Annotated in this window: 12 protein-coding genes and 1 tRNA gene; 2 read left to right on the top strand and 11 right to left on the bottom strand. The window is 64.7% G+C overall.

Features of this window, described 5'->3' with window-relative positions; genetic code table 11:
- Positions 1-50: 50 nt before the first annotated feature.
- From argJ to ACNH6H_RS16325, 3 genes are all read right to left on the bottom strand, one after another.
- Complete coding sequence (gene argJ, locus ACNH6H_RS16335) at positions 51-1,280, bottom strand: bifunctional glutamate N-acetyltransferase/amino-acid acetyltransferase ArgJ (protein WP_418319131.1); 1,230 nt, start codon at positions 1,278-1,280, stop codon at positions 51-53.
- Between the two features lie 71 nt (positions 1,281-1,351).
- Entirely contained in the window at positions 1,352-4,108 is a 2,757-nt protein-coding gene (gene secA / locus ACNH6H_RS16330; protein ID WP_418319129.1) for a preprotein translocase subunit SecA, read from the bottom strand.
- A gap of 247 nt (positions 4,109-4,355) precedes the next feature.
- A complete protein-coding gene (locus ACNH6H_RS16325) occupies positions 4,356-5,348 on the bottom strand; it encodes a M23 family metallopeptidase (RefSeq protein WP_418319128.1) in 993 nt (330 codons plus the stop codon).
- Here ACNH6H_RS16325 and ACNH6H_RS16320 point away from each other — a divergent pair.
- The gene (locus tag ACNH6H_RS16320; protein ID WP_418319127.1) at positions 5,320-5,682 is read left to right on the top strand and encodes a hypothetical protein; all 363 of its coding nucleotides are present in this window, start codon (positions 5,320-5,322) and stop codon (positions 5,680-5,682) included. The genes ACNH6H_RS16325 and ACNH6H_RS16320 overlap by 29 nt on opposite strands.
- Positions 5,683-5,822: 140 nt before the next feature.
- Positions 5,823-6,248, top strand: a complete 426-nt coding sequence (locus ACNH6H_RS16315; RefSeq protein ID WP_418319126.1) for a DUF6627 family protein — start codon at positions 5,823-5,825, stop codon at positions 6,246-6,248.
- A 21-nt stretch (positions 6,249-6,269) separates the two neighbouring features.
- Here ACNH6H_RS16315 and ACNH6H_RS16310 read toward each other — a convergent pair.
- The 8 genes from ACNH6H_RS16310 to ACNH6H_RS16275 form a co-directional block, all read right to left on the bottom strand.
- Positions 6,270-6,345 (bottom strand) — tRNA-Thr (locus ACNH6H_RS16310).
- Between the two features lie 76 nt (positions 6,346-6,421).
- Positions 6,422-6,958 carry a ClpXP protease specificity-enhancing factor gene (locus tag ACNH6H_RS16305; RefSeq protein WP_418319125.1) on the bottom strand — a complete coding sequence of 179 codons (537 nt, stop codon included), beginning with the start codon at positions 6,956-6,958 and terminating at the stop codon, positions 6,422-6,424.
- Positions 6,959-6,969: 11 nt separating this feature from the next.
- Positions 6,970-7,581 (bottom strand): glutathione S-transferase N-terminal domain-containing protein, encoded by a 612-nt coding sequence (locus tag ACNH6H_RS16300; protein WP_309701224.1) that lies wholly within the window; start codon positions 7,579-7,581, stop codon positions 6,970-6,972.
- Positions 7,582-7,721: 140 nt separating this feature from the next.
- Positions 7,722-8,483, bottom strand: a complete 762-nt coding sequence (locus ACNH6H_RS16295; protein WP_418319123.1) for a cytochrome c1 — start codon at positions 8,481-8,483, stop codon at positions 7,722-7,724.
- 48 nt (positions 8,484-8,531) lie between these two features.
- Positions 8,532-9,932 carry a cytochrome b gene (locus ACNH6H_RS16290; protein WP_418319121.1) on the bottom strand — a complete coding sequence of 467 codons (1,401 nt, stop codon included), beginning with the start codon at positions 9,930-9,932 and terminating at the stop codon, positions 8,532-8,534.
- A 49-nt stretch (positions 9,933-9,981) separates the two neighbouring features.
- Positions 9,982-10,581 carry a ubiquinol-cytochrome c reductase iron-sulfur subunit gene (gene petA, locus ACNH6H_RS16285; RefSeq protein ID WP_418319120.1) on the bottom strand — a complete coding sequence of 200 codons (600 nt, stop codon included), beginning with the start codon at positions 10,579-10,581 and terminating at the stop codon, positions 9,982-9,984.
- A 56-nt stretch (positions 10,582-10,637) separates the two neighbouring features.
- Positions 10,638-11,687, bottom strand: a complete 1,050-nt coding sequence (pdxA, locus tag ACNH6H_RS16280; RefSeq protein ID WP_418319119.1) for a 4-hydroxythreonine-4-phosphate dehydrogenase PdxA — start codon at positions 11,685-11,687, stop codon at positions 10,638-10,640.
- The gene (locus ACNH6H_RS16275) at positions 11,684-12,433 is read right to left on the bottom strand and encodes a Nif3-like dinuclear metal center hexameric protein (protein WP_418319117.1); all 750 of its coding nucleotides are present in this window, start codon (positions 12,431-12,433) and stop codon (positions 11,684-11,686) included. The genes pdxA and ACNH6H_RS16275 overlap by 4 nt, the downstream gene beginning before the upstream one ends.
- Between the last annotated feature and the right edge of the window lie 9 nt (positions 12,434-12,442).

Raw genomic sequence — 12,442 nt, 5'->3', positions numbered from 1 at the left:
CCCTAGTTTAACCCCAGCCGTGCAGGCTCCGGAGTCCCGCGCGCCTGCAATCAGGAGCGGTAGTCGGCGTTGATGCTGACGTAATCGTGGCTCAGGTCGCAGGTCCAGACCGTCGTCGCGCAGTTGCCACGGTGCAGGTCGACGCGGACGGTGATTTCCGACTGCTTCATCACGCGCTGGCCATCCTCTTCGCGGTAGCCGGGCTCACGGCCGCCCTGCTTCGCAACATGGACATCGTCGAGGAACAGGTCGATCAACCCCTGGTCGAGATCGTCGATGCCGGCGTACCCGACCGCCGCCAGGATTCGGCCGAGGTTCGGATCGCTGGCGAAGAATGCCGTCTTCACCAGCGGCGAATGGGCAATCGCATAGGCCACCTTCGCGCATTCGGCATCGTCACGGCCGCCGCAGACCTCGATCGTGATGAATTTGGTCGCCCCCTCGCCGTCGCGGACGATTGCCTGCGCCAGCGTGCGCGAGACGTCGACCAGCGCTTCGCGCAAGGCCTTGCCGTCGGCCGCATCGAGCGACGTGATCGGCTGGTTGCCCGCCTGGTGCGTCGCGACCAGCACGAACGAATCATTGGTCGACGTATCGCCGTCGATCGTGATTCGGTTGAAGCTCTGGTTGGCGGCATCGTCGAGCAGCGGCTGCAGCAGGCCGGGCTCGATCGCAACGTCGGTCGCGATGAAGCCGAGCATCGTCGCCATGTTCGGCCGGATCATGCCGGCGCCTTTGCTGATGCCGGTGATCGTGACCGTCTTGCCGCCGATCTGCAGCTGCTTCGACGCCGCCTTCGGCAGCGTATCGGTGGTCATGATCGCGGTCGCGGCATCGGCCCAGTGGTCGGGCTGCAGGTCGGCCAGCGCCGCCGGCATGCCGGCGCGGATGCGGTCGGCCGGCAAGGTTTCCATGATCACGCCGGTCGAGAACGGCAGCACCTGCTCGGGTGCGATGTCCAGTTGCTGCGCCAGCGCGATGCAGGTCGACATCGCCCGGGTCATGCCGTCCTCGCCGGTACCGGCGTTGGCATTGCCGGTATTGATCAGCAGCGCGCGGATGCCGAGGCCGGCGGCCAGGTGCTTGCGGCACAGCTGCACCGGCGCGGCGCAAAAGCGGTTCTTCGTGAAGACACCGGCAACGCTGCTGCCGTCTGCCAGCTTGAAAATGGTCAGGTCGCGCCGGCCGGCCTTGCGGATTCCGGCCATCGTCGTGCCGAGTTCGACCCCGGCAACGGGCAACAGGTCTTCGGCGCGGGGCGCCTGCAGATTGACGGGCATTGCGTTGGCTCAACAGGCAGCAGAACAGGCGCCCATTGTAGGCAGCCGCGAGCGGCCGCCGAGCGCCGCCTTCAGGCGAGCCTGCCGTGGCAATGCTTGTATTTCTTGCCGCTGCCGCAAGGGCACGGCTCGTTGCGGCCGACCTTCGGCACCTCGTCGGCCGCCGCCTGCGCACCGGTGTCGCGCGCGACACTGCCGTCTTCCAGCGGATGGGTATAGGTCACGTTGGCCAGCCGCGATGCCCGCTCCTCGATCGCCTCGGCTGCCCGCGTCGCTTCTTCCTGCGACTGGATGCGCACCGTCATCAGCACCCGCGTGACGTCCAGCTTGACTGCGTCGAGCAGCTGGCTGAACAGCTCGAAGGCCTCGCGCTTGTATTCCTGCTTCGGATTCTTCTGCGCATAACCGCGCAGATGGATGCCCTGGCGCAGGTAGTCGAGTGCAGCAAGGTGTTCACGCCAGTGCTGGTCGATCGATTGCAGCAGGATCATCCGCATGAACGGCGTGAACTGCTCGATGCCGACGCGCTCGAGCTTGTCGGCAAACACCTTGTCGGCCGCAGCAATGACCCGCTCGACCAGATCCTCGTCGGTCACCGAGTCGCTGCTCTCGACATCGCCCTTCAGGTCGATCTCGATCTGCCACTCTTCGCGCAGCTGCTTCTCGAGGCCGTCGAGGTCCCACTGCTCCTCGACGCTTTGTTCGGGGACGAAGCCGCGCACGACGTCGGTCATCGCACTGGCACGCAGGTTGGTGATCTGCGGCAACAGGTCGGATGCCTCGAGGATCTCGTTGCGCTGCTGGTAGATCACCTTGCGCTGGTCGTTGGCGACGTCGTCGTATTCGAGCAGCTGCTTGCGGATGTCGAAGTTGCGGGCCTCGACCTTGCGTTGCGCGCTCTCGATGCTGCGGGTGACGATGCCGGCCTCGATCGCCTCGCCTTCGGGCATCTTCAGCTTGTCCATGATCGCGCGCACGCGGTCGCCGGCGAAGATGCGCATCAGCGAATCGTCGAGCGACAGGTAGAAGCGCGAGGAACCCGGGTCACCCTGCCGGCCCGAACGGCCGCGCAGCTGGTTGTCGATGCGGCGCGACTCGTGCCGCTCGGTCGCGATGATGCGCAGGCCGCCCTGCGCCTTGACCTGCTCGTGCAGGCTTTGCCATTCGGCCTTCAGCTTCTCGGCGCGCGCGAGTTTATCTTCCAGCGCAATCGAATCGTCCGCATCGATGATCTTGATCTGGTTCTCGACGTTGCCGCCGAGCACGATGTCGGTGCCGCGGCCGGCCATGTTGGTCGCGATCGTGATCATTCCCGGGCGGCCTGCCTGGGCGACGATCTCCGCCTCGCGGGCATGCTGCTTGGCGTTGAGCACGTTGTGCGCGAGGCCGGCCTTGTCGAGCAGGCCCGACAGCAGTTCCGAATTCTCGATCGACGTGGTGCCGACCAGCACCGGCTGGCCACGGCCCTGGCACTCGCGGATATCGGCGATCACCGCATTGAACTTCTCGGTGCTGGTCTTGTAGATCAGGTCGAGCTCGTCCTTGCGGATCGTCGGCCGGTTCGGCGGGATCACGACGGTCTCGAGGCCGTAGATCTCCTGGAATTCGTAGGCCTCGGTATCGGCCGTGCCGGTCATGCCGGCGAGCTTGCCGTACATCCGGAAATAGTTCTGGAAGGTGATCGACGCGAGCGTCTGGTTCTCGCTCTGGATCGGCACGCCCTCCTTCGCCTCGACCGCCTGGTGCAGGCCGTCCGACCAGCGCCGCCCGCTCATCAGCCGGCCAGTGAACTCGTCGACGATCACCACCTCGGGGCCGTTTTCGCCCTGCTGGACCACATAGTGCTGGTCGCGGTTGTACAGGTGGTTGGCACGCAGCGCGGCATACACATGGTGCATCAGCGAGATGTTGGCCGCGTCGTACAGGCTCGCGCCCTCCGGCAGCAGCCCGGCTTCAGCCAACAGGCGCTCGGCGTTTTCATGGCCATCCTCGGTCAGGAAGACCTGGTGCGTCTTTTCGTCGACGGTGAAATCGCCCGGCTCGACGATGCCCTCGCCGGTGCGCGGGTCGGCCTCGCCGATCTGCTTCTTCAGCCCCGGGACGATGGCGTTGATGCGCACATACATCTCGGTATGGTCTTCGGCCTGGCCGCTGATGATCAGCGGCGTGCGCGCCTCGTCGATCAGGATCGAGTCGACCTCGTCGACGATCGCATAGTGCAGCTTGCGCGCCACCCGATCGGTGACGTCCTGCACCATGTTGTCGCGCAGGTAGTCGAAGCCGAATTCGTTGTTCGTGCCGTAGGTCACATCGGCGAGATAGGCGGCCTGCTTCTGCTCGCGCGACATGTTCGGCAGATTGACGCCGACCGTCATGCCGAGGAAGGTATACAGCCGGCCCATCCATTCGGCATCACGCTGCGCGAGGTAGTCGTTGACCGTCACCAGGTGGACGCCGTTGCCCTCGAGCGCATTCAGGTACACCGGCAAGGTCGACATCAGCGTCTTGCCTTCGCCGGTGCGCATCTCGGCGATCTTCCCCTCGTGCAATGCCATCCCGCCCATCAGCTGGACGTCGAAATGGCGCATCTTCAGCACCCGCTTGCCGGCCTCGCGGACCACCGCGAACGCCTCGGGCAGCAGATCGTCGAGCGATGTGCCATCGGCATGACGCTGACGGAACTCGATCGTCTTCGCGCGCAAGGCCTCGTCGTCGAGCGCCTCGAATTTGGGCTCCAGCGCGTTGATCTGCCCCACCGTGCGGCGGTACTGCTTCAACAGCCGCTCGTTGCGGCTGCCGAATATCGAGGTGAGAAGCTTGGGCAACATGCGGATTCTTGGTTGCGGCCAGCAGGCCGGAAAAAGCCGTGAGTCGAGATGCGAGACTGCGATCAGCCGACAGTACGGAAGCCAGCCCTAACAGGTGGCGCCGGCGCGGCGGAGTTGCAAGAGCCCCGATCACGAAAAACCGTCGATTTTAGCCATCGGCCGACAAGCCGCCGGCGACCCAGGGCATGCACCGCCGGGGCAGGTGCTGCCCGAGGCGGCATGGAGGCCCGCAAGATCGCTGCAGACGTCAGCGATGCGGCGCCACAAGCCGGGCACTGGCCAGCGCCGGCGCGTCACCGCCGGCGAGGAATTTCGCCGGGTCCTGCTGCACATTGTCGACCAGCACCTCGAAATGAAGGTGTGGCCCGGTCGAGCGGCCGCTGCTGCCGACCTCGGCGATCGGCTGGCCGCGCCTGACCAGGTCGCCCGCCTTGACCAGCACCTTCGATGCATGCGCATAACGTGTAACCAGCCCGCGCCCGTGGTCGAGTTCGACCATCAATCCATATTGCGGATGCTGCTGTACCTGCAGCACCACGCCGCCGGCCGAAGCCTGGATCGCGGTGCCGCTGTCGGCCGGAAAGTCAAGCCCGGTATGCAGCGCTGCCCGCCCGGTAAACGGGTCCGGGCGGAAGCCGAAGCCGGAACCGACGATGCCGTCGACCGGCCGGCTGTTCGGCACCATCAATGCGGCCAGTCTTTTCTCGAACAACCGTGATTCGACCAGCGTCAGCACATCGTTGCTCTGGTCGGTTTTTGCATCGAGCGCCAGCACCAGCGCATCGAGTTCCGAAAGAGTGGAGATTTCGGCCGGCAGCGGCAGGTAGACCCCGCCCTTGCCGCCCCCGCCGGCCGGCGCCGATGCCGCGCCGGCGGCAGGAATCAGCATCTGCCGGAGATCCTGTGGCTTGACGCCTGCCAGGCCCGACACGCGCTCGCCCATCGCTTCGAGCCGGATCAGCTTGGCCTGCAGTTCGCCGACCTTGCGCGCCATCACGTCGAGGTTCTCGCGCAGATAACGGTCGCGCTGGGCGGTTTCGTCGCGGGCGACCATCTGCACCATCTGACTGAACACCGGCCATCCTTCGCGCGCCGCCTTCAGAAAGACGAAGTGGTAGACGGTCGCGCAGACCAGCATCAGCAGCATCAGCACCGCCAGCACCGCGGACACCAGTTGCAGCCGCGAGAACTGCAATACCCGCGAAGCACTCATGCTGGTATGGGTGACAAGTATCTGCATCGATAAACTCCTCCCGATGAACCGACCCACAGCACCGGCCGTGCCAGATGCACTGGCTCTGACCGAGGCCTTGCAGCGCAGCGCGCCACTGGCCGATCTTCGCCGGCGCATGACGCAATCCGCGGCCTGCCTCGCAGCGGTCCGGACCTGCCTGCCCGCCGGCTTGCTGCCGCATGTACAGGGCGGCCCGATCGATGCCGAGGGCTGGACACTGCTGGCAGCGAACGCCGCAGTGGCCGCCAAACTGAAGCAGCTCCGACCTCGCCTGGAAGCTGCCCTGGATCAACAGGCCTGCGGCACAAGAACCGTCAGGATCAAGGTCCTGCACCGTTGACCACCCCATGCCGACAGATGCCGGTCATGCCCCAGGGGGGTGCATTATGCGCAGGTTTGTCTCGATCACGAAGCAATGACCCCACGCCGGCGAACCGGTGCACAATCCTTGCCTGATCTCCAGTGAAGGAACCTTCCGTCATGCGCCGCCGTCATTCGCTCGTCGTGACCGCCCTTGCCATCAGCCTGTCGCTCAACGGGGCGCTGAATCCGGCATTTGCCGGCGGCTTGATCCAGACTGAACGGGTCCATCAGGCGGCTGCTCCAGCAATCGCTCCAAGCCCGCAGAGCCAGCGGCAGCAACTGCTGGCCGGACTGGTGGCGGCCGGTGTCGATGCCGGTCATGCAAAACAACGGCTCGATGTATTGTCGGATGCCGAAATCGCGAACCTGAGCGAGGGGCTGCACACGGCACCTGCCGGTGGCGCATGGTTCATGCCGTTCCTGGTCGTCGCCGCGATGATCGGCGTGCTGATCAGCACCAGTCGTCAGGCAGCGGAGCCCGGCAAGACACTGCCGGCTACCGACCTGTTCGGCCGGCCCCGCAATATTGCCGTCAGCCCCTGAACAAAGGCGGATGGCTGGAGATGGTGCCCCCGGCAGGAGTCGAACCCGCGACCTTCGGTTTACAAAACCGCTGCTCTACCAACTGAGCTACAAGGGCAATTGGTGGCCTGCTGACCACCAGAACAAAGGATTCTAGCGGCTGCCGCCAGCACGCTCGGCCGGCAGCTCGCCCTTCACTTGATCCTTTTCAGCGCCGGCCGCGGGCCTGACGGCGGTGTGTTGTCGCCCGGCGGCGGTGCGTCCGGAGACCCGTCTTCCGCGCCATCGGCGGCATCGGACGCCGAGTCGTCGCTGGCCAGCCGCAAACCGCCCTGCCTGCCCTGTGTGTCGTCGGCCGTTGCACCGCTCTGCCCTTCGGCAGGCATCGGGAATGCCATGCCCTGGCCATTCTCGCGCGCGTAGATCGCGATCACATGATCAACCGGCACCTGGATAGATCGCGGGCTGCCGCCGAAACGGGCCTTGAATTCGATCCAGTCGTTGCCCAGCTTCATGCCCGACGTGGCCTCGAAACCGACGTTGAGGACGATCTCGTTGTTCTTCACGTACTCCATCGGCACTTGCACCGTCGAGTCGACGAAGACCGCGATGTACGGCGTGAATCCGTTGTCGGTGCACCAGTCGTGCAGTGCACGGATCAGGTACGGGCGCGTCGACGTGCCGGTCGCGGTCGACGGCGGTGCGGGCGGCGGTGGCGGAGCGTTTGTCATCACACCAGCGCTTATTTGCGCATCACCTTCTCGGACGGCGTCAGCGCCTCGATGTAGGCCGGGCGCGAGAAGATGCGCTCGGCATATCGCAGCAGCGGCACCGCATTCTTCGACATGTCGATGCCGTAGTAGTCGAGGCGCCACAGCAGCGGGGCGATCGCGACGTCGAGCATCGAGAAATCGTCGCCGAGCATGTATTTGTTCTTCAGGAAGATCGGCGCCAGCTGGGTCAGGCGATCGCGGATCTGCGAACGGGCCTTGTCGAGCTGCTTGTCGTTCGGCTTGATGCCGCGCGACTCGAGCATGTTGACGTGGGCGAACAGTTCCTTCTCGAAATTCAGCAGGAACAGCCTGACCCGCGCCCTGGCGACCGGGTCACCCGGCATCAGCTGCGGATGCGGGAAACGCTCGTCGATATATTCATTGATGATGTGCGATTCGTACAGGATCAGATCGCGCTCGACGAGGATTGGCACCTCGTTGTACGGGTTCATCAGCGCAATGTCTTCCGGCTTCGCGAACAGATCGACGTCGCGGATCTCGAAATCCATGCCCTTCTCGAACAGGACAAACCGGCAACGGTGCGAGTACGGGCAGGTGGTTCCAGAGTAAAGCACCATCATGGCGAAGATTCCCTCATATCAAGCAAGCATTCAAAACGCGGAAAGACGACGAACAAATCAAAACGCAGTGGATGCCCGGATAGGCCGTCCACTGCGCCTGTTACCCGCTTCCGGCAGCACCGGATCGGGCGAAGCCCGGCCTATTTCACGTCTTTCCAGTAGGCAGCGTTCAACCGCCAGGCGATGACGGTGAAAATCGTCAGAAAAATCAGCACCCACACGCCAAGCCGGACCCGCTGGTTCTGCGCCGGCTCGCTCATCCACTGCATGTAGGCAACCAGGTCGGCAACCGCCTCGTCGTATTGACCGGGCGTCAACTGGCCGGGTGTCAGCTGTTCGAAACCGACGAACCGCAGCTGGCCGTCCTTCTGCTCTTCGAATTTCGCGGTGCGCTGGCCCTGCAGCTCCCACAATACGTGCGGCATGCCGACATTCGGATAGGCAAGGTTGTTCCAGCCGGTCGGCTTGGTGTCGTCGCGGTAGTAGGTGCGCAGGTAGGTGTAGAGATAGTCCGCACCGGTTCCCTGGCCGGCCGCCGACCGGGAGCGCGCAACCAGCGTCAGGTCGGGCGGCGTGCCACCGAACCAGTCCTTGGCCTGTTTCGGATCGACCGGCACCATCATCGTGTCACCGACCTTGTCGGTGCTGAACATCAGGTTCTTCTTGATCTGGTCTTCGGTCAGGCCAATGTCGCGCAGCCGGTTGTAGCGCATGTACGACGCGCTGTGGCAGTTCAGGCAGTAATTGACGAACAGCCGCGCACCGTTCTGCAGCGCGGCGTTGTCGGTGACCTTCTCAGCCGGGAATTTGTCCCAGGCGATCCCGCCGCCAGCCGCCGCAGCCGGGCCGGCAAGGGCGAACGACAAACCCAGCCAGCACAGCGCGTGGATCAGTTTTTTCATGATGGACATCGGCGAAATCGCTTCGATTCGGTGCATCTGGCGCTCGGCTCAATGGGCCGCGAAGGTAACTCGATCGGGAACGGGCTTGAACTGCCCGAGGCGGCTCCACCACGGCATCAGCAGGAAGAAGCCGAAATAGATCAGCGTTCCGATCTGCGACACCCGCTCGCCGATCGGCGACGGCGGCTGCACCCCCAGATAACCGAGGATCAGGAAGACGACGACGAACAGCGCGTAGACATATTTGTGCCAGCCCGGACGGTAGCGGATCGACTTGACCGGGCTGTGATCGAGCCAGGGCAGGAAGAACAGGATGATGACCGCAGCGCCCATCACGACCACGCCCCAGAACTTGGCGTCGATCGCGAGCATCGCGGCGACGCCGATCACCGCGGCACCGACAACGATGACCTTCATCAGCGCCGACAGCCGGCCCTTGAGGACACCGAAGGCGGCACCGGCAACGACGCAGGCAATCAGCACATACATCATCTCGCTGGTGATCGCACGCAGCATCGAATAGAACGGCGTGAAATACCAGACCGGTGCGATGTGCAGCGGCGTCTTCAGCGGGTCGGCCGGGATGAAGTTGTTGTATTCGAGGAAATAGCCGCCGAGCTCGGGCGCGAAGAAGATGATCGCGCTGAAGATGATCAGGAAGACGCTGACACCGAGGATGTCGTGCACCGTGTAGTAAGGATGGAACGGGATGCCGTCGAGCGGCCGCCCCTGTGCATCCTTCTTCGCCTTGATCTCGACGCCGTCCGGGTTGTTCGAGCCGACTTCGTGCAGCGCGATGATGTGCGCGGCAACCAGGCCGAGCAGCACCAGCGGCACCGCGATCACGTGGAACGAGAAGAAGCGGTTCAGCGTCGCATCGCCAACGACGTAGTCGCCACGGATCAGCAGCGCGAGGTCAGGGCCGATCAGCGGGATCGCCGAGAACAGGTTGACGATCACCTGCGCGCCCCAGTAGCTCATCTGGCCCCAGGGCAGCAGATAACCCATGAAGGCCTCGGCCATCAGGCACAGGAAGATCGCGCAGCCGAAGATCCAGATCAGCTCGCGCGGCTTGCGGTAGCTGCCATAGATCAGTCCGCGGAACATGTGCAGGTAGACGACGACGAAGAATGCCGACGCGCCGGTCGAGTGCATGTAGCGCACCAGCCAGCCCCAGGGCACGTCGCGCATGATGTATTCGACCGATGCGAATGCCAGCGCCGCATCGGGCTTGTAATGCATCACCAGGAAGATGCCGGTGACGATCTGGATCACCAGCACCAGCATCGCCAGCGAGCCGAAGAAGTACCAGAAGTTGAAGTTCTTCGGCGCGTAGTACTCGGACAGGTGCTCCTTGTACAACTTCGACGCCGGGAAGCGGTTGTCCACCCAGGTCAACAACTTCTCTCCCAACGGCGCGTTGGGGGGTGCGACTTTCATTTCGGCCATGGTGTGCGATCTGATGAATTTGCCAACTTCGTTGCAGCGTCGTCAGGCATCAAGCCTTCTTGTCCTCGCCGATCAGCAGCGTGGTCGCGCTGAGGTACTGGTGCGGGGGAATCTCGAGATTGTCCGGTGCAGGCTTGTTCTTGTAGACCCGGCCGGCGAGATCGAAGGTCGAACCATGGCAGGCACAGAGGAATCCGCCAACCCAGTCGTCGGGCAGCGACGGTTGCGGCCCGGTCTGAAAACGCGGCGACGGCGAGCAGCCGAGGTGGGTGCAGATGCCGACGGCAACGAGGAACTCGGGCTTGATCGAGCGGTATTCGTTGCGCGCATATTCGGGCGTCAGCTCGTCGGGCTTGCGCTGCGAATTCGGATCGGCGAGCTGGCCCTCGATCTTCTTCAACGCCGCCAGTTCCTCCGGCGTGCGCCGCAGAATCCAGACCGGCTTGCCGCGCCACTCGACGGTCAGCATCTCGCCGGGCTTGATCGAACTGATATCGACCTCGACCGGCGCCCCAGCGGCGCGAGCGCGCTCGGACGGCTGGAAGCTGCTGACAAACGGCACGGCCACTGCCGCGCCACCCACCACGCCAGCACAACCTGACGCAATCAGCCACGTTCTCTTGCTGGAATCGACCTGCCGCTCGCTCATGAAGAACCTCGAAATTGACTTCTCATCCGGGACAACCCGTGATTCTAGCCGACGCGTCAGACACCTCCTGCAACATCACCGCCGATCAGCCGCCGCGCCATCCGCCACGCCGCCGTGATGCTGGCCGGGTCGGCGCGGCCGCTGCCAGCAAGATCAAACGCCGTGCCGTGATCGGGACTGGTGCGAACGAACGGCAAGCCGAGCGTGACATTGACACCGTGTTCGACGCCGAGATACTTGACCGGGATCAGGCCGTGATCGTGTGTCATCGCAACGACGACGTCGAACTCTCCCGGGTGCGACGGCGTTTGTCGCGCACGCATGAACACCGTATCGGGGGCGAACGGGCCGCTCGCATCGATGCCGTCGGCCCGCGCCGCTTCGATGGCCGGTGCGATCAGGCGGATTTCCTCGTCGCCGAACAGGCCGCCTTCACCGGCATGGGGATTGAGCCCGGCGACCGCGATGCGCGGCGTAGGCTGGCCCCAGCTGGCCGCGCTGGCATGGGTGATGCGCAGCGTCTGCAGCACCAGCTCGGTGCTCAGCGCATCGATCGCACGGCGCAGCGACAGGTGGATCGTCACCAGCACGACACGCAGTTCGTCGTTCGCGAGCATCATCCGCACCGGCGGGGGTTCTCCATCGGAGGCGGCGAGCGCCTGCAGCATCTCGGTGTGGCCCGGGAACGGCACATCGGCCAGCGCCAGCGCCTCCTTGTGGATCGGCGCCGTGACGATCGCCGCCACTTCGCCGGCCCGCGCCAGCTGCACCGAACGCTCGATGCAGGCTGCCGCCGCCTGGCCGGCGCGGCGGTCGATGCGACCGAAGGCCACCTGCTCGAGATCGGCCGGCAACCCGGGGCATTGCAGCACCGGAATGCAGCGCTCCGGTACCGCCGCCAGGTCGGCTACGTGCTCGATCGTGACGACCGGCAGCATGCCGCCGGTCAGCCGCGCCGCCCGCCGCATCACCGCAAGGTCGCCGACGACGAAGCCGCCGCTGACCGTGCCGCTGCGAAACAGCATCGCAACGATTTCGGGCCCGATGCCGGCAACGTCGCCCATCGTGATGGCGATCGGCGCGGTGACCTGCAAGCGCTCGCTCATGCCGGATTCGGCAGCTCGATGAAACGGTGCGCCAGGCCGAAGCGCTCGGCCAGATGGCCGGCGACCGCTGGCGCGCCGAAACATTCGGTCGCGTGGTGCCCGCAGGCCAGGAAAGCGACGCCGGTTTCGCGTGCCAGATGGGCCTGCGGCTCGGAAATCTCGCCGGTTACGAAGGCATCGGCACCGGCGGCGATCGCCGCCTCGAAATACGACTGTGCGCCACCGGTGCACCAGCCGATCCGCCGCAATGGCCGGCCGTCGCCCGGCACCAGCAACGGCGCACGCTGCAGGCGCGTCCCGATCACGCTGGCCAGCGTCGCCGGGTCGCCGAGCGCCGCCGCATCGCCGATGAAGCCGAGATCCTGCTCGCCGAAGCGGGCGTCGGCGCGCAGGCCGATGCGCTCGCCGAGCTGGGCGTTGTTGCCGAGTTCGGCATGCGCATCGAGCGGCAGGTGGTAGGCATACAGGTTGATGTCATGCGCCAGCAGGCGGGCCAGCCGCTTCTTCATCCAGCCGACGACCCGGCCATCCTGGCCGCGCCAGAAAAGCCCATGATGGACCAACAGGGCATCCGCACCGGCGTCGATCGCTGCATCGATCAATGCGAGACTGGCCGTCACGCCGGAGACGATCGTCGAGACCTCGGGTTTGCCCTCAACCTGCAAACCGTTCGGCCCATAATCACGGAATCGTCCGACGTCCAGCAGGACGTTGAGATAGTTTTCGAGTTCGCTTCGGTGGACCATTGGAAGAAC

The organism is Pseudideonella sakaiensis (assembly GCF_048320135.1).
Taxonomy (GTDB): Bacteria; Pseudomonadota; Gammaproteobacteria; order Burkholderiales; family Burkholderiaceae_C; genus Ideonella_A; species Ideonella_A sakaiensis_A.
The sequence above is the reverse complement of the archived record's forward strand: the minus strand, read 5'-3'. Positions and strand labels throughout refer to the sequence as shown.

What these genes read in the sequence shown, in the direction of transcription:
- ACNH6H_RS16305 (WP_418319125.1), bottom strand. Translation starts at nt 6,958, where the DNA reads ATGACAAACGCTCCGCCACCGCCGCCCGCACCGCCGTCGACCGCGACC.
- secA (WP_418319129.1), bottom strand. Translation starts at nt 4,108, where the DNA reads ATGTTGCCCAAGCTTCTCACCTCGATATTCGGCAGCCGCAACGAGCGG.
- petA (WP_418319120.1), bottom strand. Translation starts at nt 10,581, where the DNA reads ATGAGCGAGCGGCAGGTCGATTCCAGCAAGAGAACGTGGCTGATTGCG.
- ACNH6H_RS16315 (WP_418319126.1), top strand. Translation starts at nt 5,823, where the DNA reads ATGCGCCGCCGTCATTCGCTCGTCGTGACCGCCCTTGCCATCAGCCTG.
- ACNH6H_RS16300 (WP_309701224.1), bottom strand. Translation starts at nt 7,581, where the DNA reads ATGATGGTGCTTTACTCTGGAACCACCTGCCCGTACTCGCACCGTTGC.
- argJ (WP_418319131.1), bottom strand. Translation starts at nt 1,280, where the DNA reads ATGCCCGTCAATCTGCAGGCGCCCCGCGCCGAAGACCTGTTGCCCGTT.
- ACNH6H_RS16290 (WP_418319121.1), bottom strand. Translation starts at nt 9,932, where the DNA reads ATGGCCGAAATGAAAGTCGCACCCCCCAACGCGCCGTTGGGAGAGAAG.
- pdxA (WP_418319119.1), bottom strand. Translation starts at nt 11,687, where the DNA reads ATGAGCGAGCGCTTGCAGGTCACCGCGCCGATCGCCATCACGATGGGC.
- ACNH6H_RS16295 (WP_418319123.1), bottom strand. Translation starts at nt 8,483, where the DNA reads ATGAAAAAACTGATCCACGCGCTGTGCTGGCTGGGTTTGTCGTTCGCC.
- ACNH6H_RS16320 (WP_418319127.1), top strand. Translation starts at nt 5,320, where the DNA reads ATGCTGGTATGGGTGACAAGTATCTGCATCGATAAACTCCTCCCGATG.
- ACNH6H_RS16275 (WP_418319117.1), bottom strand. Translation starts at nt 12,433, where the DNA reads ATGGTCCACCGAAGCGAACTCGAAAACTATCTCAACGTCCTGCTGGAC.
- ACNH6H_RS16325 (WP_418319128.1), bottom strand. Translation starts at nt 5,348, where the DNA reads ATGCAGATACTTGTCACCCATACCAGCATGAGTGCTTCGCGGGTATTG.